Below are 26,793 nucleotides of genomic sequence, written 5' to 3'. Positions count from 1 at the left end.
ATCTCTTATTTTCATACAAGCGATAATGCAGTTTCTTATATCAACTAAAATAAAAAAGTAAATTTTTACGGGAAAAATGGATTTTGTAAAACCCGAAAACCGCTTTTATCACACACCTAATATATACCTTGCTAAGCGTTGGTCAAAATTAATTAACCTGCATAATGAATATTATGCAGCGATGACTCACAAAAAGGTTTTATATGAACAATAATCATCACCATCCATGCCCTCCGTCGCCCTTCAATGCTGACACGTTAGTTTTCAATACTAACGAAGGCATCAATGATTTAACCGGCTCATTACAAGCGAATGTTCATTTCGCACAAAGTCAAATAATCCCTGCTACTCCACGCCCTGATGATACACAACCCACTCTGGTGGAAAATCGCAGAACATTGTTAATGGTCAGACCCGCTGTTATTGTTAACAATCTGAGCGTTACTGTTAAAGATTCAAGTGGCTCTACGTTAGGCCCATTATCATTAAACCCACCTGATAGTTTACCAAGGCCAACGCCCTCAGGCCTCTCGTTTACACCACCTACTGGATCTCACCACATTATCAACACTAAAGAAGAACTCCTTACCCTTAACGATCCCACGGCAAGCCATCTTAGTAGTCTGCTACAACAATATGTATCAGTATTGATCCGCATTGCCGATGGGTTATGGGTTAACAACATCTACCTACCCCGAAATACCAATTCCGGAAACATGATCATCATTAATTCCACTGCGGGTCAAACCACCACCGTTTATTATAATGGCACAAGCACTTTTATTTTTACCGGCAATGAAGAAAAATTTAATTTTTTTGAAAGCCGGTGGTTGAGAGAGAATGCACTGTACAATGAAAATATTCTTTATGCGCAGCATACCTGGAGTGTTACGCTTCCACCACAATGGATTAAACCTGGCGTATCCATGACCTTTACTAGCGGCAATTTAACGGGAGATTTGCAAAATATCCCTGTCGGCGCACCCACACAGCTACTGCTAAATACCATTGATATTGGCATGCTCACACCACCGCGTAATGAGTTTACCTTTACCGAATCACCGGAATTTCATCGCGAGTATTTCCAAACTGTTCCCGTTTCGCGGATGGTCGTTAGCGCATATCAAGCGGTGCATCTAACCGAAGTTATGCTACCAAACGGAAACTTTTATACTGACCGCGCACCAGGCATGGGGGATTGGCATAATGGTGTTTTACGTGAAGACATTGGTAAAGGATTAATATCCCTAGGAATAAACTTTGCCAATTATGGTCTGAATAGTTCGGAGGGCTCAGGCCACTGGCACTTTGTCAACTCAGCTCAAATCACGGTACATAATAGCGTGGGTAAATATGAAAATGGGGTACAAATCCACGGCGGTTCAGGTGGCTCAGGGATGGCAACACTGGATGAATCTGTCGGTAATGAATTCAGTCATGAAGTAGGACATGCCTATGATTTGTCACACTTCCCCGGTGGGTTTGATGGTTCTGTACATCGTCCAGCCAATACCATTAATTCAACATGGGGGTGGGATGCCGGTTATGATATTTTCCTGCCAAACTTTAGAGCACAGGTAGATAATGCGCAGTCTTGTGTTGAGGGTACTTGCCAGCTCCCCTTTTACGGGCACTCATTTGGTTTTGATCCGATGGCAAATGGGGAACCGATGAGTCCATTTAACAGTTTTACCCTGCACACACCGTATACCGCAAAGCTTGTTCAAACTTTTCTCGAAAGTAAAATGGTTTTCTCCAGCACCTCACCTAGCGGCTTTCGCATGTGGGATCCAACCACCAGAACGATGGTGCCGCATATTCATAGGGTGGATATTGATAAGCCATTTACCGCACCTAATACGGATTTAAGTGCGCCCACCTTAGCGGCATTTTTATCCAACAATGCAGTTCTGGCAATCGTGTTACGCGATGGTGACTGGACAAGAGACATCCACATTCCCATCGCGCATTTAAACAATGCCGGGCGAGTCATAACCATTGATGACGACGCTGGATTCGTCAGCTATCTGCATATAAATCAGGCTCCTCCTATCGAGATTCATAGAGGATTTCAGGCCAGTTATAAATCCGATGGCACCCTGTGGAATGAAATAATTCTGCTGAATCAGAGCCAATTCAGAATTACTGTTCCCATGGTAAATAACGAAGCACTTAATCTACAATCCTATATCGCTGATTATACCGTTGTCGATATTGGAATATGGGATGGACACTGGACACCCACAATCTCCGTTCCGCCCAGTTCGCCGGATAACAATAGAAAAGTCATTATTATTAAACATGTTGCAACGTCAAGTACTGAACTACTTATTAATGGGCTGCGTAGGGTCGTTAATGGTGGAGATACGCTTTACTATATCTCTAATGGCAATAGCTGGATTCAGAAACCCGAGCTGGTTGATTTGTCAGTTGAGCGCGCGCCCTATGCCTTTGGCGTTCCGGTAACAACGTTAATTGGTTATTACGATCCTCAAGGGATCTTACAACCCTACATTTATCCTGCACTACATGGCGCATATGGCTATATCTACAATGATAACCAAGAGGTATCACCGTCAGCAGATTGGCAACTATGGGTAGAATCAAGCAATAAGACTTTACGTTTCCGGCTTCATAATTCAAGAATTGAAAGCAATATAATGAATAAATTTCACATCAATATTCCAGAAACCAATACGCCTCGCGCAGTATCGCTGGTGCGCAATGGAGTTAAAATCCTTACCAAAAAAATTGAGCCGGTCAGTTCATCCTTGCAATATACCGTCAATGGCGCATAGCGCACATCGTATGCTGTAGCATCAATGCCGAGTAAAACGGTTTTTTACTCGGCATTGTTAACACCGGCAATGGCAGATCACTTCAGACTTCACTTACCACGTTTATTCGTTTCAGGGCGCTGTCGCCCTATCCAATTCGATCAGATAAGTCAGTGCATCATCACGGTTTGTCATACACATCTCCGCCTGCGGTTGCAGCGTCGCACACACCGCAGGTCGCAACGGTGAACCGAACAGGCCGCAGCGCATCGCGGCGTCCAGATGCAGGCAGCGTACATTGGCGGGCTTCCCCTCGGGCATTCCCGGCAGCGGACTGGATATTGACGGGGCGATACAGCAGGCCCCACAGCCTGAACGACATTCCATCCTGTTTACTCGCAACGCGGGTTTAATGGCGGCTTCAGCCTAGCAAATTTGCTCGATAACACCAGTCCAATACAGAGATATTCACCACTTTTTTTACGTTTATCCTGATAAGCGTTGGCTAATTCACGGTTGCGTGGCAGATCGACGATTTACTTAACCATAAGTTTTCCGTATCATTAAACTAGTACGTTACATTTACCCTGGAGCTGCAATGTCAGCCGACGTTTTCCCGCTTTCCCGTTCTCGCTCTGCCTTTGGCGGCGCCATGATCATTGCTGGCACTGCCGTGGGCGCAGGCATGTTTTCCATTCCGATTGTTACCGCCGGTGTCTGGTTTAGCGGCTCCGTGCTGTTGCTGGTCGCCACCTGGTTTTGCATGTTTGCCTCCGGGCTGATGATTCTGGAAACCAACCTGCACTACCCCGCCGGTGCCAGCTTTCACACCATGGTGAAAGATCTGCTTGGGAAACACTGGAATACCCTGAACGGTCTGTCAGTGGCTTTTGTGCTTTATATCCTGACCTATGCCTACATTTCTGCGGGTGGCTCAATCATCACCCATACGCTGGCAGAGGTTTTTCCCATAGGGCAAGCCACATCGGGGTTGGTATTTTCCCTGCTGGTCGCTTTTATCGTCTGGCTCTCCACGCGCGCCGTGGACCGGCTGAGCACCCTGCTGATTGGAGGCATGGTGATTACTTTTGTGTTGGCCGTCAGCGATCTTTTCACCCAGGTCAACCATCCTCGTCTGCTGATGAGCGCCCCCGCGGATGCGCCTTACTTTCCTTACGCACTGGCAGCGTTGCCTTACCTGCTGGCCTCTTTTGGCTACCATGGCAATGTGCCCGGATTGGTAAAGTACTATCACAAAGAGGGCCGCACGGTGGCGCGCAGCCTGTTGTATGGCACGTTACTGTCACTGGCAATCTATTTGCTGTGGCAGTATGTCATACAGGGCAATATTCCGCGCGACGGGTTTAAAGCGGTGGTTGCCGAAGGCGGCAATATCGGCAATTTGCTTGAGCACATGGGCAACGCCGCGCAAAGTGTTTATCTGATCCCTTTGCTAAACGCCTTTTCTTATATGGCACTGGCCAGTTCGTTCCTCGGCGTCTCATTAGGACTGTTTGATTATATTCACGACTCTTTTTCGCTAGAAGATACGCCCCGAGGCCGTACACAGGCCGCCTGCATTACCTTTATCCCGCCAACGCTAGCCGCCTTGCTGTACCCGGACGGTTTTCTACATGCTATCGGTTTTGCGGGGCTGGCGGCAACGCTGTGGGCGGTGATCATTCCCGCCTGTATGGCGGTGGCCGCCCGTAAGCGATTTGCTGCTGATAGCACGACCTATCGAGCACCGGGTGGAATGTGGCTGGTGGCTATCGTTCTGGCGTTTGGTGCCATTAACATCGTGGCACATCTGCTTACGCTGTTAGGTGCTCTGCCGGTGTACGCCTGACCGACCTGCGATAAAATAGAACGACAGCGATGAATGCGCGAGCGGATGATAAAATGCCGCTTGCCTGAATTCAGCGGCGCGAGTAACGTGTCGCCACAAAAATGTCTTTTTCTTTATTACAGGGTTTTTTCATGGCAAGAGCGAACGAAATCAAACGTGGCATGGTGATCAATTACGGTGGCAAGCTGCTGTTGGTAAAGGATGTTGATATCCAAAGCCCCAGCGCTCGCGGTGCCAGCACGTTATACAAAATGCGTTTCTCCGATGTACGTACCGGCCTGAAGGTTGAAGAGCGTTTCAAGGGCGACGACATTCTCGATACCATCACCCTGACACGCCGTTTTGTCACCTTCTCCTACGTGGACGGTGATGAGTACGTCTTTATGGATGATGAAGATTACACGCCCTATATCTTCAAAAAAGAGCAAATTGAAGACGAGCTGCTGTTTATACCGGAAGGCGGGATGCCGGGCATCCAGGTGCTGACCTGGGATGGACAAATCCTGGCGCTGGAACTGCCGCAAACGGTGGATTTGGAAATTGTGGAAACCGCACCGGGCATTAAAGGGGCTTCAGCCAGCGCCCGCAACAAACCGGCGACCATGAGCACCGGTCTGGTGGTTCAGGTGCCGGAATACCTGAGCGCGGGTGAAAACATTCGTATTCATATCGCTGAGCGTCGCTATATGGGCCGCGCCGACTAAGTCTCTCTCGCGCCGGTCATTGGCTGGCGCGCCTCTCTCCCCCCGTTCACCTCTCATTTCCGGAGTCTGATGTGTTGACCAAAGTAAACCTGATCACTGGCTTTCTGGGCAGCGGTAAAACCACCACCATTCGACACCTGCTGACACAAAAACCCGAAGACGAAGTGTGGGCGGTACTGGTCAATGAATTTGGTGAAATCGGCATCGACGGCGCGTTATTGTCTGACAGCGGCGCGGTATTGAAAGAGATCCCCGGCGGTTGCATGTGCTGCGTGAACGGTCTGCCAATGCAGATTGGCCTGAATGTGCTGTTGCAACAAAAGAAGCCACACCGCTTGTTGATCGAACCGACCGGATTGGGACACCCGAAGCAGATTCTTTCGTTACTCACCGCGGAAAGTTATCAACCCTGGCTCAGCTTGCAGGCCTCTCTCTGCCTGCTGGATGCGCGCCAGTTACAGGATAAACGTTATACCGAAAACGAAAACTTTCGCGATCAGTTAGCCGCAGCGGACATTATCGTTGCCAACAAGCAGGATACCTACAGCGCAGACGACATCGCCGCGCTACAGCGTTGGCAACAGGCCGAAGCGGGCGATCGCCCGATAGTCAGCGCCGCACAAGGAAAAATCTTACTGTCACAGCTTGATGAACCACGCCGCAATACGCGCGAACTGCCGAATGGTGCGCATCATCATGCCCATAATTCGGAACGCGGATTGGCCGCACTGCGCCTGCCCGGCGGAGAATCCTGGCGACGAGCGCTCAATGAAGGGCAAGGCTACTTTGCCTGCGGCTGGATTTTCTCGCCAGAAACACAGTTTTCCACTGCCGCCCTGTTGGATTGGGTTCGGCTGACGCCGGTCGATCGCATTAAAGGCGTAATGCGCATTCCCGAAGGCACGCTGATTATCAATCGGCAGGGATTGGACCTGCATATTGAAACCAAACCGCTTCCCCCACTGGACAGTCGGATTGAGTTGATTCACACCGCATCGGCCCCGTGGAACCAGTTTCAAAGCCAGTTGTTGAGCTCTCGTTTAAGTTTGCAGGAATAGCATTAAAGCGTTTTTTTCTTAATATTTTGAGTTATTTGCATGTCACAACGTCAGTTTTTTGCCATTCTACTGCTCAACGCAGCAGGCGTGGCGCTGTTCTTTTCCTGGTATCTTCCTGCTAACCACGGATTCTGGTTTACCCTCGACAGCGCCATCTTCTTCTACTTTAACCAGCACCTGGCGACCAGTCCGTTGCTGCTGTACACCGTCGCCATCACCAACAATCGTGCTTTCGATGCCTGTGCGCTGCTGGCGATGGGGCTGCTGTATCTTTACCACTACCGGCGCGGAGATAGCACTGAACGCCAACGCTTGCTGATCCTGGGCGTGGTAATGCTGATTAGTGCCGTGGTGTTGAATCAGTTGGGCCACTTACTGCCGGTACAACACGCCAGCCCGACCTATTACTTCAGTGATATCAATCGTGTTGGCGAATTGACCGGCTGGCCCACCAAAGATGCCTCGCGCGACAGCTTCCCTGGCGACCATGGCATGATGCTGATGATTTACTCCGCTTTTATGCTGCGCTATTTTCCGCGCCGCTCGTTTTTGGTCTCATTAGCTATCGTGGTTGTCTTTACCACACCGCGCGTGATGATCGGTGCCCACTGGTTTAGCGACATTGCAGTGGGTTCACTGTCTGTGGTTATGGTGGCGCTGAGCTGGTGGCTCATCTCGCCGGCCAGCGATGCAATGATTAATTTTTTGCATCGTTCATTACCGGCACGCTACCGTCGCTGAAAGCGTCTCTCTGGCGCAACGTCCCCCCTACCATACCGGCATTCTGGCCCCAAGCGCCTGGATGCCGGGCTGTCATAGCGATGTCATCTGTTTGCGTTATGGCAAGCCGCTTTTTTTAGGATAAATCCTATGCGCAAATTTACGATTTATTACATCATTAATTCTTATAAAGAATTTCCGTAAAAAGGCTCGCAATCGCCGGAGCGTTAGGGTAGTCTCGGTAAAGTTTGAGTTTTACCGAACACGGTTATCCTCGCAATGGAAGAAATTATGTGCGATTCCACACAGTTTCATCCTCAAGTGGTTGGTCCAGGTGAAACTCTGTTTTAGTCTGACTCTCGTTTCGTTTCGGCGTTTATATATGGCGTAGTTGCATACATGACGATGGTGGTCGTTAAGGAAATCAAGGGAACATAACGATAATGGTCAAATCTCAACCGAGCCTGAGATATATCTGGCGGGCAATTCCCGCGTTGGCGATGGCACTTGCGCTATCTGCTTGTACAAATACAGGATCTCATCAAGCACAAACTGATCGTTCTGCAATAAATGATAAAGACAGTCTTTTATTGCAGGCCTCTCAGGACGAATTTGAAGCCATGGTGCGTAACCTGGACGTCAAATCCAAACTGATGGATCAATATGCCAGTTGGAAAGGTGTGCGTTACCGTTTAGGCGGTGACAGCCGCAAAGGTATTGATTGTTCTGCCTTTGTACAGCGTACCTTCCGCGAACAGTTTGGCATGGACCTGCCGCGTTCGACCTATGAACAGCAGGAAACGGGCACCCAGGTGCAACGTAGCAAACTTCGCCCCGGCGATTTGGTGCTGTTCCGTGCAGGTTCTACCGGTCGTCACGTTGGCATCTATATCGGTAATAACCAGTTTGTTCATGCCTCCACCCGTGCGGGTGTGATGATTTCCAGCATGGATGAAGTGTACTGGAACAAACGTTATCAAGAAGGCCGTCGCGTCATTAGCAAGAGCGCGACCAGTTAACCGCCTTATCAGTTAGTCACATTTCCCTTGATGTGCAAAACGAAACGAAAACAGAGCGCCGCTTAATCAGCGGCGTTTTTTTGTCCTTAAATTGCATGCATCCCCCTCCACGCTTAACGCTGAAAGCCACTCTTGATGAAAAGCTGTTCAACCCTCTGATATAAAGTAGGTTACGCGTAATTTTCATGGTAAAAAGGGACGGGTTTGCCTATTACCCATAGGCGGCAACATCGGTTTGACCTATATTCAAATGAAAATCACCGCAACTTTGGTCTGATGCAAGATAATTGCACGGCTTTGCAGGAGAAACACAGCGCAATGCTAAAACGTGTGGCCACTCTGGCTTTGCTCGGTTCTCTTTGTTGGGGAGCCTTTGCCGACACCGTCCAACAGAACACCTCGTTCGCCTTGTTGGGGGAGCCTAAATATCCCGAGGGATTCACGCATTTTGGTTACGTTAATCCTGACGCGCCCAAAGGGGGGAGCATTACGCTCAGCGCGCTGGGAACCTATGACAATTTCAACCGTTTTGCGTTGCGCGGCGTGGCGGCTGAACGTACCGAACGCCTGTACGATACCTTGTTTACCTCATCCGATGATGAGCCAGGCAGCTTTTACCCACTGATTGCACTGCATGCACGCCACTCTGACGATTTTCGTTGGATGGAAGTGGAGCTGAATCCGAAAGCCACGTTTCACGACGGCTCGCCGATTTTGGCTTCTGATGTGGCCTTCACCTTCACGATGTTCATGACACAGGGTGTTCCGCAATTCCGTGTGGTGTACAAAGGGGTCACGGTGACCGCTATCGGGCCGCGCACGGTGCGGCTGGAAATGCCTGAACCGGATAAGGAACGGCTGCTGGGGTTGTTAACATTGCCCGTTATGCCTGAGAGTTTTTGGAAAAATCACAGTCTGGCCGATCCGCTGTCCTATCCCCCACCGGCCAGTGGGCCCTATCGCATCACGTCATACCGCACCGGCCAATACGTTACCTATAAACGCGTGCAAGACTATTGGGGTGCCGATCTGCCGGTGAATCGCGGCTTGAATAATTTCGACCAAATCCGATACGACTATTATCTGGATGACAGTGTCGCGCTGGAAGCGTTCAAAGCGGGCGCTTTCGATATGCGTGTCGAAGGTTCACCCAAGCATTGGGCAACACAGTATGAAGGCGGTAACTTCGCTCGCGGTTATATCGTCAAACGCGATCTCGCGAATCAGGCGGCGCAGGATACCCGCTGGCTGGTATTCAATAGTGAGCGCCCGCTGTTTCAGGATCGCCGCATTCGGCAGGCCATCGGGCTTAATTTTGATTTTAACTGGATGAACAAGGCGTTCTATTATAGCGCCTATCAACGCGTCAACAGCCTGTTCCAAAACACAGAATATGCCGCGCAAGGCACCCCCAGCCCAGAAGAATTGAAATGGCTGGAGCCGCTCAGGGACAAAATACCGCCTGAAGTCTTTGGCCCCAGTTTTCAACCGCCAGAGAGTGATGGCAGCGGCTACGATCGTGCACATTGGCAACAAGCCTTGCAGTTGCTGGAAGACGCGGGGTGGGAACTGAAAAACCAGAAGTTGGTCAACCGCAAAACCGGGCAGCCTTTTACCTTCGAATTATTGCTTCCCAGCGCCGCCAACGTGCAGTACGTACTGCCGTTCCAGCAAAACCTCAAACGTTTGGGCATCGACATGAAGCTGCGCCTGATTGACAGCGCGCAGTTTACCAATCGTCTGCGCGCCCGCGATTTTGATATGACCGCCCGCCTTTACCCAGCAAAAATTTATCCGGATGGTAATCTCAAATTTTACTGGCATACGAAATACCTGGATTCAACCTATAACACAGCGGGCGTGAGCGATCCGGCGATTGACGCCCTCATTGAGCAAATCGATGCGCATCAGGGTAATAAGGCGGAATTGCTGGTATTAGGGCGCGCGCTGGATCGGGTGGTGACCTGGAATCAATTTATGATCCCCATGTGGTATTCCAATCACGATCGCTACGCTTACTGGGATAAATTCGCCATGCCAGCAACCCGCCCGGCCTATACGTTAGGGCTGGACAGCTGGTGGTACGATGCACAGCGGGCGCAGTCATTGCCGCCCGAACGCCGTTAAGGAGCCATGGTGGGAACCTATTTACTACGCCGACTTTTGCTGGTGATCCCCACGCTGTGGGCCATTATTACCATTAACTTTTTTATTGTGCAGATAGCCCCAGGTGGCCCGGTGGATCAAGCCATTGCCGCCATCGAGATGGGCCAGGGCAGCGGCTTTGGTGCCGGTGGCGGGATGGATGGCGCCATGGCACGCGGCGGCGGCGGCGGAACGCTGACCGTGGAAAATGCCTACCGCGGCGCTCGCGGGCTGGACCCACAGGTGATTGCGGAAATCACCAAACGCTACGGCTTTGATAAGCCGATTCACGAGCGCTATTTCACCCTGTTGTGGAACTATGCCCGATTCGATTTTGGCGACAGCCTGTTCCGCGGCTCCTCGGTGATGGAGCTTATCAAGCAGAGTATGCCGGTTTCTATCACGCTGGGATTATGGAGCACGCTGATCATTTATCTGGTCTCAATTCCGCTTGGCATCAAAAAGGCGGTTAGAAACGGCACCCCGTTTGATACCTGGAGCAGCACGCTGATCATTGTCGGTTACGCTATCCCGGCGTTCTTGTTTGCCATCCTGCTGATTGTGCTGTTTGCCGGTGGCAGCTATCTGGACTGGTTCCCGCTGCGTGGGCTGGTATCGAGTAACTTCGACACCCTGCCCTGGTACAGCAAAATCACCGATTATCTGTGGCACATCGCGCTGCCCGTGCTGGCTACGGTGATTGGCGGCTTTGCCACCTTGACCATGCTGACCAAAAACTCGTTTATGGATGAGATTCGTAAGCAATACGTGGTCACCGCGCGCGCCAAAGGGCTAGATGAAAACAGCATCCTGTACCGCCATGTATTCCGCAACGCCATGCTGCTGGTGATCGCAGGGTTCCCGGCCACCTTTATCAGCATGTTTTTCACCGGTTCACTGCTGATTGAGGTGATGTTCTCACTCAACGGGTTGGGCCTGTTGGGCTATGATGCCACGCTGCAACGCGACTACCCGGTGATGTTCGGTACGCTGTATATCTTCACCTTGATTGGCCTGCTGCTAAATATTGTCAGCGACATGACCTACACGCTGGTCGATCCGCGTATTGATTTTGAGGGGCGCCAATGAGCCGAATCAGCCCAATAAATCTGGCGCGCTGGGCCCGTTTTCGCGCCAATCGCCGTGGCTACTGGTCACTGTGGATCTTTCTGGTGCTGTTTACCCTCAGCCTGTTCGCCGAACTGCTGGCCAACGATAAACCGCTGCTGGTGCGCTATGACAATCGCTTCTATGCCCCGCTGCTGGTGAATTATCCGGAAACCACCTTCGGCGGCCAGTTTGCCACCACCACGGATTTTCGCGATCCCTACGTGGCGGCACGTATCGCGCAACACGGCTGGAGTATCTGGCCGCCGATCCGTTATCGTTACGACACCATCAACTATGCCACCACCCAGTCATTCCCCTCCCCGCCTTCCGGGCAGAATTGGCTCGGTACTGACAGTCAGGGGAAAGATGTGGTAGCGCAAGTGCTGTACGGCTTTCGCATTTCCCTGCTGTTTGGGCTTTCGCTGACCCTGCTCTCCAGCCTGATTGGCATTGTGGTCGGCGCAACCCAGGGCTACTACGGCGGCAGGCTCGATTTGTGGGGGCAACGTTTTATCGAAGTCTGGTCGGGCATGCCGACCCTGTTCCTGATTATCCTGCTGTCCAGCGTGATCCAGCCCGATTTCTGGTGGCTGCTGGGCATCACTATCCTGTTTGGCTGGATGAGTCTGGTGGGCGTGGTGCGTGCCGAATTCCTGCGTACCCGTAATTTTGACTACATTCGCGCGGCACAGGCCATGGGAGTGAGCGATCGCGCGATCATGATGCGCAGTATGCTGCCCAACGCCATGGTCGCGACGTTAACGTTCCTGCCGTTTATTCTGTGCGGCTCAATCACCACCCTGACGTCTCTGGATTTTCTGGGCTTTGGACTTCCGGTCGGCTCGCCGTCACTGGGCGCGCTGCTGCTGGAGGGCAAGAACAATCTTCAGGCTCCCTGGCTCGGCATTACCGTATTTCTGGTGTTGGCAACCCTGTTGTCGTTACTGATTTTTATTGGCGAAGCGGTACGCGACGCTTTTGATCCCAGCAAGGCACATTGATATGAACCCAACTCCGCTGTTACAGATTCAGGATCTCAGCATCGCGTTTCGCCAGGGCGGGCAGGTGCATCAGGTGGTGGATTCAGTTTCCCTCAACGTCGAGCGCGGTGAGACGCTGGCGCTGGTGGGAGAGTCCGGCTCGGGCAAGAGCGTCACTGCGCTGTCGGTGCTGCGCTTGCTGCCTTCTCCACCGGTTATCTACCCTCAAGGGGATATCCTGTTTGACGGCGAATCGCTGCTGCATGCACCAGAAACACGGTTACGCGAACTGCGCGGCAACCGTATCGCCATGATCTTTCAGGAACCGATGGTGTCACTGAACCCGCTGCACAGCATTGAAAAGCAATTGATAGAGGTGTTGACATTGCACCGCGCAATGACACGAGACGTTGCGCGCAGTGAAGTGCTTACCTGTCTGGATCGCGTAGGCATACGGCAGGCGCAAACGCGCCTAAAAGACTTTCCTCATCAACTGTCGGGCGGTGAACGCCAGCGAGTGATGATCGCGATGGCCCTGCTGATGCAGCCCGACTTGCTGATTGCCGATGAGCCAACCACAGCGCTGGATGTCACCGTGCAGGCACAGATCCTCACCTTATTGCGTGAACTCAAGCAGGAACTGGGCATGAGTCTGCTGTTCATCACGCATAACCTCAATATCGTCAAGCAACTGGCCGACAAGGTTGCCGTGATGCAGGGTGGACGCTGCGTGGAACAAAATCGTTGCCACGACCTGTTTGCCGCACCGCAGCACAGCTACACCCGGCAACTGCTGGACGCAGAGCCTTCGGGTTCAGCTCTGCCTTTGCCCGACGATTCACCGACGCTGCTACGCGTAGAGCAACTTTCGATTTCATTCCCCATCAAGCGCGGGCTGTTGCGCCGCACGGTGGCAGAAAAAACCGTGGTCAATGGGTTGAATTTCACCTTACGGCGTGGCGAAAGCCTGGGACTGGTAGGGGAATCCGGTTCAGGTAAAAGTACCACCGGTCTGGCATTGTTACGGCTCATCGCCTCACGCGGTAACATTGTGTTCGATGAACAACCGCTGCATCAGTTTAATCGCCGCCAAATGCTGCCGCTGCGCAGCCAGATCCAGGTGGTGTTTCAGGACCCCAATTCGTCGTTGAATCCTCGGCGCACCGCGCTGCAAATTATCGAAGAAGGGTTGGAAGTGCACCAGAAGATGAGTGCGTCCGATCGAGAAATGCGGGTTATCGAGGTGATGCGTGAAGTCGGGCTTAATCCTGAATTTCGTCACCGTTACCCGTCGGAATTCTCCGGTGGTCAGCGGCAGCGTATTGCTATCGCCAGGGCGCTGGTGCTGGAACCCGCACTGCTGATCCTTGACGAACCCACCTCGTCACTGGACAGGACCGTTCAGGCGCAGATTCTGACATTATTGAAAACCTTGCAGCAAAAACGCCATCTGGCTTATTTGTTCATTAGCCATGACCTACAGGTGGTGCGCGCGTTGTGCCATCAGGTTATCGTGCTGCGTCAAGGCGAGGTGGTAGAACAAGGGCGTTGTGAACAGGTTTTTTCCGCGCCACAGAGCGCCTATACACAAGAACTGCTGCGCATGGCTACCCTGTAAGGCATATACGCCATGTCATGGCATAGACATGGCGTTTAAAACGGATAGAGCGCGCTCAGGGGTTCCGCGATAGCGACGCCCACGTTTTTCAGGCGACACAATGCGGTGCTTTCATCATCACGGTGCAAAAACAGACAGGGTTCCCCTTCCCATTCCAACACTGCGCAATCAATCTGAATTTCAGCCAGAGACTGGTTCAACTGGCGTAAAATGACCCAGGCCATATCTCCATCATGGCTTAATAATTTAAAGCCAATCAGGTTGTTGTCCTCATCTCGTCCCCGCAGGGGTATACCGCTCAGCGGAATCGGTTCCACCTTGATACCGGCGAAACCCGATAGCCAACGATAACTTTGCGGCAAACGATGCACTACCGAAAGTTGGAGAGTGTCCACTGTTACTTTCCCTCAGGTATGATGATGGTGAACAAGCGCAATGACAATGACGTCAAAGAAAGAACGTTTACACGCAGTGCCCAAATAAGGCGGCACTGCAGAATGAGCATTTCTACAAGAATCCGCGTTGCAATAGTCATAAGTCACCCTTCTTAGCGAATGGAAATGATTGCAATACTGATTAATGCCACGTTGATCACATTTTAAGATTTTTATAGGTTGCCCTATATTTAACGCTTTCCCTGTAATATCTCAACCCCTTTTGTTTACATTGTTCACTTTTAAATCATACATTTTACATTTATAGAACAACATTCCAAAAAAAGACAATGTGACATCGATACCACTTGACCGGGAAGAAAAAGGGAAGATCAGAATAATGCAGCTCGACCGAGAAGGTCAGCAAAGAGAGGCTTCCGTTTACCGCATCACTGCGGCAAACGGAAATAGCAGGTGGAATCAGCGGGAACGGGCAGCGTAGCCGTACAATAGAAAAGCGGCAACGGAACAGAGTGACATGGAGGCGATCATCGGCCAGGCGCTGGTAAAACTCATCAGTGACAGCAGGCTTCCGACCAATGCACCCATGCCAAAGCGCAGCGTGCCAGCCAGCGAGGACGCGGTGCCCGCCATATGCGGAAAATCATCCAGTATCACGGCCATAGCATTTGACATCACCATCGCGATACAGCCGACATAAATAGCCACCCCCAGCACCAACGGCAAAAAGCCCAGATCCAATGCATAGATAGCTACCAGCGCGATACCGACAGCGAACTGTATCAGTAACCCGATGCGAAACATCTGGTTCGCCCCCAGGCGGCGCACTACGCGGCTATTGGTGTAGGTGGTCAGGAACAGAAAGACCACGTTCAGGGCAAAGTAATAGCCGAAATGTTGCGGAGACACACCGTAGAGATCGATATAGACAAAAGGACCGGCGCTTAAAAACGAGAACATGCCGGAAAACGAAAACCCGCTTGCCACCATGTAGCTAAAGACTTTTTTGTGGCGAAACAGCGAAGCGAAATTCCCGGCGGTGGTACGAAAATGAAACGGCTGGCGTTTCTCTACCGGCAACGACTCTTTGACAAAGCGCATCACCAGCACCGAGGCGATCAGTGACAGCCCGGCCAGCGTCCAGAAAATCGCATGCCAGCTAAACCACAGCAGCAACACGCCGCCCAACATCGGGGCCAACAGCGGAGCCACCGTCATGACCAGCATCACGAACGACATCATGCGTGAAAATTCATCTTTGGCGAAGGTGTCACGCATCAGCGCATTGATCACCACCGCAGACGCTGCCGCAGACAAGCCGTGCAGCATGCGCAGCACCGTAAGCTGCTCAATGGTTTGTGCCATCGCACAGGCCACGCCTGCCAACATAAACACCAGCGTACCGCCCAATATGACCGGCTTGCGCCCCAGGCTGTCCGCCATCGGGCCGTAGAACAACTGACCGATAGCAAAACCCATGATGTAGGCGCTCAGCGTCATCTGCACCTGACCCGGTTCCACGCCAAACTCTTTGGCAATAACTGGCAACGCCGGCAAATACATATCGATTGCAAACGGTGTCAGCATCGACAACAAGCCAAGAATAAATATCAAGCCAAAATGTGATGGCGCTTTCCCCACTGCATCTCTCCCAAATTCTTGCCTGCAAAATAATAAAATTCACCGCAGCGGCAGGCCTCCACCACGGTGACAGATACGAGAGGTTCGGTGGCCGGTTCAGGGCCAAAACGTGTTTACATCAGGTTGATGACAAGCGCATGACGCAGACTGAATCCAGTATGGCGTAAGGCGGCTCAATGCGGCATAACACTGTCCACTTCTTCTTGCGTCAGTGCGCGATACTCGCCCGGTTCAAGCGTGTCCTCGAGCGCAATGGCACCAATGCGCTCCCGGTGTAACCCAACCACGCGATTGCCCACGGCGGCAAACATCCGTTTGACCTGGTGGTAGCGCCCTTCGCTAATGGTTAACCGGACCTGATGGTCATCCAGCTTTTCCAACTGTGCGGGTTTGGTCAGCGATTTTTCACCGTGCAGTTGCACACCCTGTTCGAACTGGTGCGCGGTATCCTCTGCCAGCGGCAGTTCCAGCGTCACCAGATAGGTTTTTTCACAGTGATGTTTGGGCGACGTGATGCGGTGCGACCATTGTCCATCGTCGGTCAGCAATACCAGCCCGGTGGTGTCAATATCCAGTCGACCCGCGGCATGCAGTTTGTGCGCAACCGGCTCATCGATAAAATAGAGAATGGTCGGGTGATCCGGATCTTCCGTTGAACACACGTACCCCTGTGGCTTGTTAAGCATAAAGTAGCGCGGGCCATTCTGCTGCATCAGCGCATTGCCATCAAACTCGACCTGATGTTCCGGTGACAATTTGAATGCGCCGTTTTTAACCACTTCACCGTCTACCGTTACGCGCTGAGCACGCAACTCCCGCGCCACCAATGCACGGCTGATCCCGAGTTGCTGGGATAAAAATTTGTCCAATCGCATGAGAAAATCAAGTGCCTGTCTGGGTTAAGGAAGGAAAATCATGCGGTAGTATAGCGAGTGATGGCGATTGCTCCTAGAATGTCCGGCGTTTTCCCCCCTATGTGTTCATGGATACGCACAAAATGTGCGATTGCGTCTCACTAACCGCCGGCAAGGGTTCGCCCATGGCGCATAAAAATATAGAATAAATACATCTTTTATTTTCAGGGTTATTACAGGAGCACGCGATGTCATCTATTCACGGTCATGAAGTACTGCATATGATGCTGGATTCTGCCGAATCCTACACCACTGAGGGGTTGATTGCCGCCATTGAAGCGCGTTTCGGCGCCGAGGCACGCTTTCATACCTGCTCCGCCGCCGACATGAGCGCGGCCAAGCTGGTGGATTTTCTGGCAAACAAAGGCAAATTTATCCCGCAGGACGCAGGATTCAACACGGCTGCCAGCAAGATCTGCCAACACTAAGCCATGGCGTTCACCTTACGCCCCTATCAACAGGAGGCGGTTTCCGCCACGCTGGCCTATTTTCGGCAACATCAACATCCTGCGCTGATCGTGCTGCCCACCGGCGCGGGAAAAAGCCTGGTGATTGCCGAGCTGGCGCGGTTGGCTCGTGGGCGTGTGTTGGTACTGGCGCATGTCAAAGAGTTGGTTGAACAGAATCACGCCAAATATTGTGCCTGGGGATTGGATGCCGACATCTTTGCTGCCGGGCTTAACCAGCGACGCAGCGAAGGCAAGGTGGTGTTTGGCAGCGTGCAATCCGTGGCGCGTAATCTGCCCGCCTTTACCCAGTTCTCGCTGCTGATTATTGATGAGTGCCACCGCATCAGCGATGACGACGACAGTCAATATCAGCAAATCATTTCGCATCTGCGCGCGCAAAATCCCGCATTGCGCCTGCTCGGTCTTACCGCAACCCCTTACCGCTTGGGCAAAGGCTGGATTTATCAGTATCACTACCACGGCATGATTCGCGGTGATGAGCAGTGCCTGTTTCACGACTGTATCTATGAACTCCCGCTGCGTTACATGATCAAACACGGCTTTCTGGTACCACCGCAGCGCCTGGATATGCCGGTGGTGCAATATGATTTCAGCCGTCTGAGCGTACAGTCCCACGGCCTGTTTAACGAGGCGGAACTCAACCGTGAATTACGGCGGCAGCAGCGCGTTACCCCCCAGATCGTCAATCAGATAGTCACCTACGGCGCAGAACGTAAAGGCGTGATGATCTTTGCGGCGACCGTGGAACACGCCCGGGAAATTCACGGCCTGTTGCCCTCGGGGAAAGCCGCTTTTATTAGCGGTGAAACCCCCGCCGCAGATCGCGATGCGCTGATCGCCGCTTTTAAGCAGCAACAGTTGCACTATCTGGTCAATGTGGCGGTGTTGACGACGGGCTTTGATGCGCCGCACGTGGACGTCATCGCCATTCTACGCCCGACAGAATCCGTCAGCCTGTATCAGCAGATCGTCGGACGCGGCCTGCGTCTGTCACCGGGCAAAACCGATTGCCTGATTCTGGATTACGCCGGAAATCCCCATGATTTGTATATGCCGGAAGTGGGCAGCCATAAACCTCACAGCGGCAGTCAGCCAGTACAGGTGCTTTGCCCGCAGTGTGGTTTTGCCAACCTGTTTTGGGGAAAAACCACGCCGGAGGGGGATATCGTTGAGCATTATGGTCGCCGCTGCCAGGGCTATGAAGAGGACGACAACGGAGTACGAGCGCAGTGCGATTACCGTTTCCGCTTTAAAGTGTGCCCGGAATGTGGCGCAGAAAACGACATTGCCGCGCGCCGCTGCCACCAATGCGATCACATTATGGTCGATCCTGACGACATGCTGAAAGCCGCGCTCAAGTTGAAAGATGCGCTGGTGCTGCGCTGTAGCGGCATGCAACTGACCACCGGGCAGGATGAGAAAGGCGAATGGCTAAAAATCACCTATGTTGATGAAGATGGTGCAGACGTCAGCGAACGTTTTCGCCTGCATACCCCAGCCCAGCGCCGCGTGTTTACTCAGCAGTTTTTACGGGTGCACCAGCGTGCGCCGGGGCTGGCGCTGACCTGGCAATCCGCACAGGATATCTTACGCCAGCAGGCCGCCCTGCGTCCGCCGGACTTTGTCGTGGCGCGACGCCAGGGCAAACAGCGGCAAGGCTTTTGGCAAGTACGGGAAAAACTGTTTGATTATGAAGGCCGTTTTCGCCGCGCCAATGAATTGCGCTAGCTGGCACCACGCGGTTTCATTTGCCGCCACGCGGATATTCCGTTAGAATGCAGCGCGCTTTTGTCATGCAAAAGCCACTCTGTTCCATTGTGAATAACACATTCCATTGCGAATAACCTAACCTGTTGCTGGGTCGCCTGTAGCAGGTGTATTTTCTAAAGTAGAGAAAATCATGATCACGATTAATGTAGAAGTACGTAATGAGCAGGGTAAGGGTGCGAGCCGCCGCCTGCGCGCAGCTAACAAATTCCCAGCCATCATCTACGGTGGTGCGGAAGCGCCGGTATCTATCGCCCTGGATCACGACAGCGTTAAAAACCTGGAAGCTAAAGAAGGTTTTTACGGTGAAGTTCTGACCCTGGTTGTCGATGGTAAAGAAGAAAAAGTGAAAGTTCAGGCCGTTCAGCGTCACGCGTTCAAGCCTAAACTGACTCACATCGACTTCGTTCGCGCTTAATCGTTTGGGAGAGCCCGTGGGACGCCGCGTGTTTTCCTAACCAGCAAGAATGTCGATAAGAAAAACGCCGCTTATGCGGCGTTTTTCGTTTTCTGGTCGCTGACTTATCACCACTTACTTATCACCGCTGCTCAAACGGCGCTGCAACTGATCGCGCAAATTAGGCGGAGTACCTTTGATAGTCAGCGTGTCAGTGGTCGGGTCCCAGAAAATACGTTCCCCCAGCAGTAGGGCATCAAAATTGATTGTCAATCCTCCGCCGCTGCCAGCAAACTTGGTCAGTTGGCGCAGCGTGCTGCGATCCGCCGGGAAACTCTCTTCCAGTTCGTAGCCCTGCTCCTCCGAAAACGCATGGAAGGTTTTCTCTCCCAGCGGGGGCAGTTCCTGCGACAGCGCAGCGACCTCTATCTCTTCCCCAGCCTGCAACTGTTCATTGCAGTAGCTGTAAACCTGCTGACGGTACTGTTGACGCTCGTTTTTATCCAACTGCGCGTCGGCGCAGTAGTCATCCACCGCCTGTAACAGGCCGCGATTCTGCGCCTTGGTATCAAGCCCGGCGCTAGCACCGAGGAAATCCATAAAGAAATCAGCAACCTTACGCCCCACCCGCCCTTTAAGGAAAGTCAGATAACGCAGAGATTCCGGGTTGGTCTCCCACTCGGTAAGATCGATACGCGCCACGATATCCGCATGGGGGATATCCAGATAGTGCGTGCTGCTGATATCCAGTTGTTCATTGACGCGCATGCTGCTGCAACTGCTCAGCACCGCCACCAGCAGATATTCAACCGCCAGATAGCGATATTGGCAGAACAGTACGATACCGCCCTCCGCAAAGGGATATTTCGCCAGTTCATCACGTAACCGTGCGGTGGCCGCGCGACTAAATCCGAGGAAATCCTCTTCCCCTTTACGGCAGCCACGCAGCGCCTGCGCCAGTTCGCTCTGTTCCTCGAACACGCCGTAGGCCTTGTTTTTTGCACTGTAAACGCGGTGCAGCTCGGCCATCATCTCGTCAACGGCGGGGGTGGCATCTAATAACGAATCCCGTAACACCAACTCCAACGTTTGCTCATCACGTTTGACAAGCTGATGCAAGGCAATCTGGTCGATATCCAGACTCATGATAAACTCTCCTTTTGGCAAGGAGCGTATTCAAACACCAACGCTGGTCTCCTGCAAGAGAAAGCCTCTCCCCGCCAGCGGTTGAGGCTAATATGATAAAATTGCGGAAAACCTCAGGTCGTTACGGTAAGATATTCCCCTTTATCAGCCTGAGAACCGCCCTTTTATGGCACAATTATCCCGTTACAGTGACGAACTCGTCGAACAAGTGCTTTCCGAATTGGTAAGCGTATTGGAAAAACACCATGCCCCCACTGACCTCTCCTTGATGGTATTGGGCAACATGGTGACCAACCTTATCAACACCAGCGTAGCACCGGGGCAGCGTCAGGTATTGGCTCGTTCTTTTGCTGATGCGTTGCAGGCATCCATCACTACCCATAACGCGCACTAACACCGACCAGAGGCTATGGTAAGCAACCGTCACAACTATCGCGAAAAAGTTTCCCAGATGATCAGTTGGGGGCATTGGTTCGCGCTATTTAATATCCTGTTGAGTCTGGGGGTGGGCAGCCGCTATCTGTTTGTGGCGGATTGGCCCTCGTCGTTACTTGGCCGTAGCTATGCCCTTGTCACCTGGCTGGGGCATTTTAGTTTTATCGTTTTTGCCGTCTACCTGCTGATTGTCTTTCCGCTGACGTTCGTGGTGATGTCGCAGCGTTTACTGCGTTTTCTTTCTGCGGCGTTGGCGACCGCAGGGCTGACGCTGCTGCTGCTCGATATGGAGGTGTTTAGCCGTTTCCACCTTCACTTGAATCTCACCGTCTGGGAACTGGTGATCAACCCAGAGCAAAGCGACCTGGCCCGTGATTGGCAACTGATGTTTATCGGCATTCCCGTGATTTTCATGGTTGAAATGCTGTTTGGCACCTGGAGCTGGCAAAAACTGCGTAGCCTGAACCGTCACCGCATTGGCATGCCGGTCGCCGCGGTGTTTATCAGCGCATTTTTTGCCTCGCATATGATGTATATCTGGGCCGATGCCAACTTTTATCGTCCTATCACCATGCAGCGGGCGACATTGCCATTATCCTATCCGATGACGGCGCGACGGTTTCTGGAAAAACATGGCCTGCTGGACGCACAAGCTTATGAGCGCCGCATTGCGCTACAGGGCAACCCTGAGGCTATTACGCTGGAATACCCGCTGAACAATATTCAGTTCCGCGATGCCGGCAGCGGCTACAATCTGTTGATTGTGGTGGCAGACCAGCTTCCACTTATCCGCATGCCGCAGTTGATGCGTTTTGCAGAAGAGAATGTGCACTTCAGCAACCATTTCAATGTAAGCCAGAATGCCCAAAGCAGCCTGTTTAACCTGTTTTACGGCATCTCGACCACCTACATGGATGGGGTATTGGGTGCACGCACGCCATCAGCCTTGGTGAGTTCCCTGAACCAACAGGGATATCAATTTGGTTTATTCTCTAGCAATGGCTTTGATAACCCGCTTTATCGGCAGGCATTGCTGTCAGACTTTTCGCTGTCAGTACCGGTGATTCAGCGTGATACAGAGACGGTTCAACAATGGCAGGCGTGGCTGGAAACCGGTACGCAAACCGCATCGCCGTGGTTCTCTTATATCGAGCTTGGCACCAACGGCACTCGCGCGCCAACGGATGCTAAAGCCACCGATCAAAGCATCAGCACTATACTCAACACGTTGCAAAGCCAAGGCAAACTGGACAATACCGTGGTGATTATTACGGCCAAATCCAGCGAGCGGGATAAAGGCAGTCTCTACCGTCGGTCACAGTGGCAGATCCCACTGGTGGTGCATTGGCCAGGTACACCGGCGCAAACCATCAGCAAAATGACCGATCCAAAAGACGTTATGGTCACGTTGATGCAGCGATTGCTGCATGTAAAAACGGCCGCCACGGATTACTCGCAAGGAGAAGACCTGTTTGCTGCCCAGCGACGTAATAACTGGCTGGTGAACGGCAACCGGGGTTCGTTGATGATCACCACGCCTCAGCAGATCATCCAATTGGAAGCCAATGGTCACTATGATGCTTACAACAGCGACGGTGAAAAATTGCGTGATGAAAAACCGAGTTTACCGCTGCTGTTGCAGGTGCTAACCAGCGAAAGGCGATTTATTGCCAACTAACTGCCTAAATCTAAAGCGATCGCGCCAGCTGGCTATTGCAATCGGTTCAGGAGACGGTAATATAGCGCCCCATAACGTCGGCACGTAGCGCAGCCTGGTAGCGCACTGTCATGGGGTGTCAGGGGTCGGAGGTTCAAATCCTCTCGTGCCGACCAAATAATCCCAAGAAAACCAACCTTTTACGGTTGGTTTTTTTATGCCTGGAATTTGGCGGGGGAATAATGGGGGAATTCCGGGGGAAAAACCCTGACGGGATTCACTTCATTTTATCGGCTAAAATCTGTGGATAGACGAGTGTGGTTGCTCAATGATCCACGACACTTGCTTCATCAAATACAAAAGACTACATTGTATACAATGTACACAATGTAGTGAGGTGCTCAGATGAGTGTCATGTCAGTTCGTTTAAATGATGAAGTCACGGCGCAATTGGAAGCACTTGCCAAAGCCACTGGACGTACCCGCTCTTTTTTGGCTGGGCAAGCCATCGAAGATTATCTTGCACGAGAAGCCTGGCAGATCGTAGAGATCGAGCAAGCCATCAAGGAAGCCGATGCTGACGATTTTATTTCAGCAGATGAGATGAGTGGCCTATTTAAACAGCTAGGTTCTTCGAGACATGGAAATTAGATGGCTACGCAAAGCAGCGGCCAATCTGGAAGCTGAATATCTCTTCATTGCACAAGACGCTCCACAGACTGCCCGCCAATTTGTTAGCGAAGTTCAACGGGTAACAGAACTACTGCCACAGCAACCGGCAATGGGAAGACCTGGCCGCGTTATTGGAACACGCGAGCTGGTGTTACAACCCTATCCTTACATCATCCCATACCGTGTGAAAGACAATGAGATCCAAATTCTGCGACTCTTCCATACACACCGGCGTTTACCATCAAAATGGTGAACAAAAAAGGGCGCTTTCGCTCCCCTTTCTGACTGGCCCACCTGCAATCTTGACATCATTTGTACAGTATTGCTGTACCACGCAATTGATCGTTACCGGTGACAGACACAATCTTGTAGGAAGATGCGCCTGCTGCTTCAGCTTTTGCAGCCACCTGAGCTTCAAACGCGCTCAGCGTTTCTGCACCGCTCACTTGCACCGTACCAACGTCTTGTGCAGCAAAGCTACCGAAAGAAACCAGACCAAGAGCAACAACTGCGGCAAATTTTTTGATAACGTTCATGATATAAATCCTTCTGTTCGATGTTTGATGAAAAGGCTATTTGCCTTTGATGGAGTAAATCATAGCGCCATCGCTCAGAGGTGAATATCAGATAAAATCGTTATAATCATTCAAATAAATTGAATCAAAATATAATACCTTACCCGCCCTCATTTCGTCTCAATGCTTTATCCTTTTTGCCTATCCTGACGGGCGAACAATACAAAGTGAATGACAGCGCATCGTCCGCTCATGCAAACACATCCTGCCCCGCAAAAGCAGAACACGCTCACCAATAAAAAATTAACAGAATAAAAAGCCATATCAACGCACAGCTGTTTTTATAAATTCAACATTCCTATTTGTTTTCATATAATTATCTAGACATAAGGTCTAATTATTTCAACAGGGAAGACACAATGAAACGCATGCTATTGGCTCTATTTACGGTATCTTTGGTGACGTCTACTTGGGTTAGCGCAACGGAAACCGCTGCCCCCGTTGCGGAGCAAGCTGCAACCAAAATGCTGGCAATCACCGAGGGCAAACTCAAGGATACTGAAGGCGGCTGCGCTTGTAGCTATACCGTAAAAAACCTGCAAAGCAGCCCGCTGAAGAAATTTGAAGCCTATATTTTTGTAAAAAATGAACAGGGCCGATTCCGGTGTGATGCCGCGCATTTCAGCTTCAATAAGCCCATTCAGCCCAACGAATCCCGAACGTTAGCCAATGAAGCTTACGGAAAAACTTGTGGTAAAAATCCGTCAGTCTCTCTCCTGATGGTCGGCACCTGCAATTATGCCGATGGTTCAGAGTGTGATTCTGAAAATATTGAGACCACGGATTCTGGTCTGAAGTGGGTCGATTAGACAAAAACCAACGTTGAAAGGTGCCTTTCCTTCCCTACTATTGCCAAAAGCAAAAACCGTAAAGCAGGAAGGAAAGCACTCAGCGATGAGCGTGTTGTCATTCGCGCATCAGGGATAAGCGTTAAATGACCAAGGGATTATTTCCCAAGGTTCCAACGGCTGGTAAAGTGCGATTGATAGGCGGCTACGATAGCAGGCTCATCGCGTATAATCAGGACATTCTCTGAATTTTCAAATTCAGCAGAGCGCGCAAAATTGAAAGACCCCGTTTCAACAGTGTTGCCGTCGATAATCATCGTTTTATCATGTTGAATAGGGTAATGCTTGCTCAAACGGACCTGGACATTATTCTCCCTGGCATACTCGATTACCGACCTGCTGGTTTTATTTTGGTTGCGCTTATAGTCAATCACACAGCGCACCTCAACGCCGCGTTTTTGCGCCGCTACCAAGGCGTGCACAATATCTGGCGATTGAAACGCATAGCCGATCAAGTCAATCGATTTGCTAGCGTTATTGATCACTTCCAGCACCAGCGCTCTTGCACTCCCTTCAGGGCTGAATCCCACCTGCACAGAAGCCGATGCCACATTCATTGTCATCAACAATCCAACCGTTGCCATGGTTAACATCTTCTTCATAAAGCAGCCCCACTCATCAATGCTTCGTAGGCATGTTACGCTACGCTGCCCTACGCCCTTCAGCATTGATGCCGATCACGTGAATACGCCACATCCATTGAGCTCCAGAGGGTCAACGTGACCGACAAATAGACCTAATAATGACCCATCACCTGTAGATTATTCCAATTTCACATGTCCTCTTCTCAGATATAATAGTTATATAAACAACGCAATTAAGGTGCGTTGAGCTGAAGTGATACGGGGGAAAAGGTTATGCAGGAAACACTGATCGCACGGATTTCATCGGTGCTGGTGTCAGAAAAATCACTCGAGGGGTTAGTCAGACAACTTCTCGAAATGCTTGAACTTGTCACCAATATGGAATCCACATACCTCACCCGTATTGAATCCGGTAAAAATTTGCAACACGTGCTTTTCTCCCGTAATAGCAAAAAAATGCAGATCCCCGAAGGGCTTTCCGTTCCCTGGGAGGACACGCTCTGTCGACGGGCGTTAGCGGAAGACCGCTGTATTATTGACGATGTGCCCAGCCATTGGGGCGATTCTCAAGCGGCGAAACAGCTGGGTATCACCACCTACGTCACCACGCCGGTACGTCTGGATGACGGTTCGTTGTACGGCACGCTGTGCGCGGTCAGCGGTGAAAAACAGAAACTGGATGGCCGCAGCGAACAAATATTACAGCTGTTTGCCGAGCTGATTGCTCAATATATCCAGAAAGAGCAGCTACTCTGCCAATTACAGGACGCCAACGCAGCGCTGACCGCGTTCTCCTACACCGATGAGTTGACCCAGTTGCCCAACCGACGATCGGTGTTCAATCAGTTACCCCAATTATTCTCACAAGCGCAAGGCACTAAACGTTTTGTTGTCATCGCCTTTATCGATTTGGATGGGTTTAAGCTGATTAACGACCGCTACGGGCATGAGACGGGTGATGATTTTCTGTGTGCAGTAGGCCAGCGACTGAGTCAAGGGATACGCGCAGAAGATATGCTGGGACGTATTGGCGGTGATGAATTCATCGTCGCGACGACAGGCCCTTATCTTGATGAAAATGCTAAGGATGCCGCGCAGACCTTCAAAGCACGATTGAGTCCATTATTGATTGGACACTATGCGCTTGAGGGCTGTCACATAGACTACGCGGGAGCCAGTATCGGCACCATTGCCATCAACCCGGCGCTAAGTACGCCGGATGAAGCCCTGCGTGCGGCCGACACCGTGATGTATGAAGAAAAAGAGCACCGCAGACGCCAGGTGCATTGATCTTTTGTTGTCAGCAGGCGGA

Annotated in this window: 26 protein-coding genes and 1 tRNA gene; 20 read left to right on the top strand and 7 right to left on the bottom strand. The window is 51.5% G+C overall.

Features of this window, described 5'->3' with window-relative positions:
* Nucleotides 1-203: 203 nt before the first annotated feature.
* Nucleotides 204-2,798, top strand: a complete 2,595-nt coding sequence (locus J5069_RS01460; RefSeq protein WP_264642180.1) for a M66 family metalloprotease — start codon at nucleotides 204-206, stop codon at nucleotides 2,796-2,798.
* 111 nt (nucleotides 2,799-2,909) lie between these two features.
* On the opposite strand, the gene J5069_RS01455 is transcribed toward J5069_RS01460, so the two are convergent.
* Nucleotides 2,910-3,164 carry a YkgJ family cysteine cluster protein gene (locus J5069_RS01455; RefSeq protein WP_264642179.1) on the bottom strand — a complete coding sequence of 85 codons (255 nt, stop codon included), beginning with the start codon at nucleotides 3,162-3,164 and terminating at the stop codon, nucleotides 2,910-2,912.
* 211 nt (nucleotides 3,165-3,375) lie between these two features.
* Between J5069_RS01455 and mtr the strand changes: the two genes are divergently transcribed.
* The 9 genes from mtr (at nucleotide 3,376) to yejF (ending at nucleotide 13,980) form a co-directional block, all read left to right on the top strand.
* Nucleotides 3,376-4,626 carry a tryptophan permease gene (gene mtr / locus J5069_RS01450; RefSeq protein ID WP_264642178.1) on the top strand — a complete coding sequence of 417 codons (1,251 nt, stop codon included), beginning with the start codon at nucleotides 3,376-3,378 and terminating at the stop codon, nucleotides 4,624-4,626.
* 131 nt (nucleotides 4,627-4,757) lie between these two features.
* Complete coding sequence (gene yeiP / locus J5069_RS01445) at nucleotides 4,758-5,330, top strand: elongation factor P-like protein YeiP (protein ID WP_264625602.1); 573 nt, start codon at nucleotides 4,758-4,760, stop codon at nucleotides 5,328-5,330.
* A gap of 71 nt (nucleotides 5,331-5,401) precedes the next feature.
* A complete protein-coding gene (locus J5069_RS01440) occupies nucleotides 5,402-6,388 on the top strand; it encodes a GTP-binding protein (protein WP_319801652.1) in 987 nt (328 codons plus the stop codon).
* A gap of 39 nt (nucleotides 6,389-6,427) precedes the next feature.
* A complete protein-coding gene (locus J5069_RS01435; RefSeq protein WP_264642177.1) occupies nucleotides 6,428-7,129 on the top strand; it encodes a phosphatase PAP2 family protein in 702 nt (233 codons plus the stop codon).
* 422 nt (nucleotides 7,130-7,551) lie between these two features.
* Nucleotides 7,552-8,127 carry a bifunctional murein DD-endopeptidase/murein LD-carboxypeptidase gene (gene mepS, locus J5069_RS01430; protein ID WP_264642176.1) on the top strand — a complete coding sequence of 192 codons (576 nt, stop codon included), beginning with the start codon at nucleotides 7,552-7,554 and terminating at the stop codon, nucleotides 8,125-8,127.
* Nucleotides 8,128-8,445: 318 nt separating this feature from the next.
* A complete protein-coding gene (locus J5069_RS01425) occupies nucleotides 8,446-10,254 on the top strand; it encodes an extracellular solute-binding protein (protein WP_264642175.1) in 1,809 nt (602 codons plus the stop codon).
* 9 nt (nucleotides 10,255-10,263) lie between these two features.
* On the top strand, nucleotides 10,264-11,361 hold the full coding sequence (locus J5069_RS01420; protein ID WP_264643686.1) for a microcin C ABC transporter permease YejB: 1,098 nt from the start codon (nucleotides 10,264-10,266) through the stop codon (nucleotides 11,359-11,361).
* Nucleotides 11,358-12,383 (top strand): ABC transporter permease, encoded by a 1,026-nt coding sequence (locus J5069_RS01415; RefSeq protein WP_264642174.1) that lies wholly within the window; start codon nucleotides 11,358-11,360, stop codon nucleotides 12,381-12,383. The genes J5069_RS01420 and J5069_RS01415 overlap by 4 nt, the downstream gene beginning before the upstream one ends.
* Nucleotide 12,384: 1 nt before the next feature.
* On the top strand, nucleotides 12,385-13,980 hold the full coding sequence (yejF, locus tag J5069_RS01410) for a microcin C ABC transporter ATP-binding protein YejF (RefSeq protein ID WP_264642173.1): 1,596 nt from the start codon (nucleotides 12,385-12,387) through the stop codon (nucleotides 13,978-13,980).
* Between the two features lie 35 nt (nucleotides 13,981-14,015).
* Here yejF and J5069_RS01405 read toward each other — a convergent pair whose 3' ends face one another.
* From J5069_RS01405 to rsuA, 3 genes are all read right to left on the bottom strand, one after another.
* Nucleotides 14,016-14,375, bottom strand: a complete 360-nt coding sequence (locus tag J5069_RS01405) for a YejG family protein (protein WP_264642172.1) — start codon at nucleotides 14,373-14,375, stop codon at nucleotides 14,016-14,018.
* Nucleotides 14,376-14,834: 459 nt separating this feature from the next.
* On the bottom strand, nucleotides 14,835-16,016 hold the full coding sequence (locus tag J5069_RS01400) for a Bcr/CflA family multidrug efflux MFS transporter (protein WP_264642171.1): 1,182 nt from the start codon (nucleotides 16,014-16,016) through the stop codon (nucleotides 14,835-14,837).
* Nucleotides 16,017-16,189: 173 nt separating this feature from the next.
* Entirely contained in the window at nucleotides 16,190-16,891 is a 702-nt protein-coding gene (gene rsuA, locus J5069_RS01395; protein ID WP_264642170.1) for a 16S rRNA pseudouridine(516) synthase RsuA, read from the bottom strand.
* 227 nt (nucleotides 16,892-17,118) lie between these two features.
* Between rsuA and J5069_RS01390 the strand changes: the two genes are divergently transcribed.
* The 3 genes from J5069_RS01390 (at nucleotide 17,119) to rplY (ending at nucleotide 19,585) form a co-directional block, all read left to right on the top strand.
* The gene (locus J5069_RS01390) at nucleotides 17,119-17,358 is read left to right on the top strand and encodes a YecH family metal-binding protein (protein ID WP_264642169.1); all 240 of its coding nucleotides are present in this window, start codon (nucleotides 17,119-17,121) and stop codon (nucleotides 17,356-17,358) included.
* A gap of 3 nt (nucleotides 17,359-17,361) precedes the next feature.
* On the top strand, nucleotides 17,362-19,128 hold the full coding sequence (locus J5069_RS01385) for a DEAD/DEAH box helicase (RefSeq protein WP_264642168.1): 1,767 nt from the start codon (nucleotides 17,362-17,364) through the stop codon (nucleotides 19,126-19,128).
* A 172-nt stretch (nucleotides 19,129-19,300) separates the two neighbouring features.
* Nucleotides 19,301-19,585: a 50S ribosomal protein L25 gene (gene rplY / locus J5069_RS01380; RefSeq protein WP_264642167.1), complete on the top strand. Its 285-nt coding sequence runs from the start codon at nucleotides 19,301-19,303 to the stop codon at nucleotides 19,583-19,585.
* Between the two features lie 114 nt (nucleotides 19,586-19,699).
* Here the strand turns inward: rplY and yejK are convergent, their stop codons facing one another.
* A complete protein-coding gene (yejK, locus tag J5069_RS01375) occupies nucleotides 19,700-20,710 on the bottom strand; it encodes a nucleoid-associated protein YejK (protein ID WP_264642166.1) in 1,011 nt (336 codons plus the stop codon).
* A 166-nt stretch (nucleotides 20,711-20,876) separates the two neighbouring features.
* Here yejK and J5069_RS01370 point away from each other — a divergent pair, with 166 nt between their 5' ends.
* From J5069_RS01370 to J5069_RS01350, 5 genes are all read left to right on the top strand, one after another.
* A complete protein-coding gene (locus J5069_RS01370; RefSeq protein WP_195312827.1) occupies nucleotides 20,877-21,104 on the top strand; it encodes a YejL family protein in 228 nt (75 codons plus the stop codon).
* A gap of 15 nt (nucleotides 21,105-21,119) precedes the next feature.
* Nucleotides 21,120-22,823 (top strand): LPS biosynthesis-modulating metalloenzyme YejM, encoded by a 1,704-nt coding sequence (gene yejM, locus J5069_RS01365; RefSeq protein WP_264642165.1) that lies wholly within the window; start codon nucleotides 21,120-21,122, stop codon nucleotides 22,821-22,823.
* Nucleotides 22,824-22,901: 78 nt separating this feature from the next.
* Nucleotides 22,902-22,978, top strand: a tRNA-Pro gene (locus J5069_RS01360).
* A gap of 229 nt (nucleotides 22,979-23,207) precedes the next feature.
* A complete protein-coding gene (locus J5069_RS01355; RefSeq protein ID WP_264642164.1) occupies nucleotides 23,208-23,453 on the top strand; it encodes a CopG family ribbon-helix-helix protein in 246 nt (81 codons plus the stop codon).
* Nucleotides 23,443-23,727, top strand: a complete 285-nt coding sequence (locus tag J5069_RS01350; RefSeq protein WP_264627562.1) for a type II toxin-antitoxin system RelE/ParE family toxin — start codon at nucleotides 23,443-23,445, stop codon at nucleotides 23,725-23,727. Before J5069_RS01355 ends, J5069_RS01350 begins: the two co-directional genes overlap by 11 nt.
* Before the next feature lie 55 nt (nucleotides 23,728-23,782).
* Here J5069_RS01350 and J5069_RS01345 read toward each other — a convergent pair whose 3' ends face one another.
* A complete protein-coding gene (locus tag J5069_RS01345) occupies nucleotides 23,783-24,010 on the bottom strand; it encodes a YdgH/BhsA/McbA-like domain containing protein (RefSeq protein ID WP_264627563.1) in 228 nt (75 codons plus the stop codon).
* 398 nt (nucleotides 24,011-24,408) lie between these two features.
* Between J5069_RS01345 and J5069_RS01340 the strand changes: the two genes are divergently transcribed.
* Nucleotides 24,409-24,858: a hypothetical protein gene (locus J5069_RS01340; protein ID WP_264627564.1), complete on the top strand. Its 450-nt coding sequence runs from the start codon at nucleotides 24,409-24,411 to the stop codon at nucleotides 24,856-24,858.
* A 137-nt stretch (nucleotides 24,859-24,995) separates the two neighbouring features.
* Here J5069_RS01340 and J5069_RS01335 read toward each other — a convergent pair whose 3' ends face one another.
* Nucleotides 24,996-25,499, bottom strand: a complete 504-nt coding sequence (locus J5069_RS01335) for a phospholipase D family protein (RefSeq protein ID WP_264627565.1) — start codon at nucleotides 25,497-25,499, stop codon at nucleotides 24,996-24,998.
* A 255-nt stretch (nucleotides 25,500-25,754) separates the two neighbouring features.
* On the opposite strand from J5069_RS01335, the gene J5069_RS01330 reads away from it, so the two are divergent.
* The gene (locus J5069_RS01330) at nucleotides 25,755-26,771 is read left to right on the top strand and encodes a diguanylate cyclase domain-containing protein (RefSeq protein ID WP_264627566.1); all 1,017 of its coding nucleotides are present in this window, start codon (nucleotides 25,755-25,757) and stop codon (nucleotides 26,769-26,771) included.
* Nucleotides 26,772-26,793 lie beyond the last annotated feature (22 nt).

It is taken from the genome of Candidatus Symbiopectobacterium sp. NZEC127 (assembly GCF_025962675.1).
In the GTDB taxonomy this organism is placed as follows: domain Bacteria; phylum Pseudomonadota; class Gammaproteobacteria; order Enterobacterales; family Enterobacteriaceae; genus Symbiopectobacterium.
Note: the sequence above shows the minus strand (reverse complement) of the source record. Positions and strands in the feature narration are given on the sequence as shown.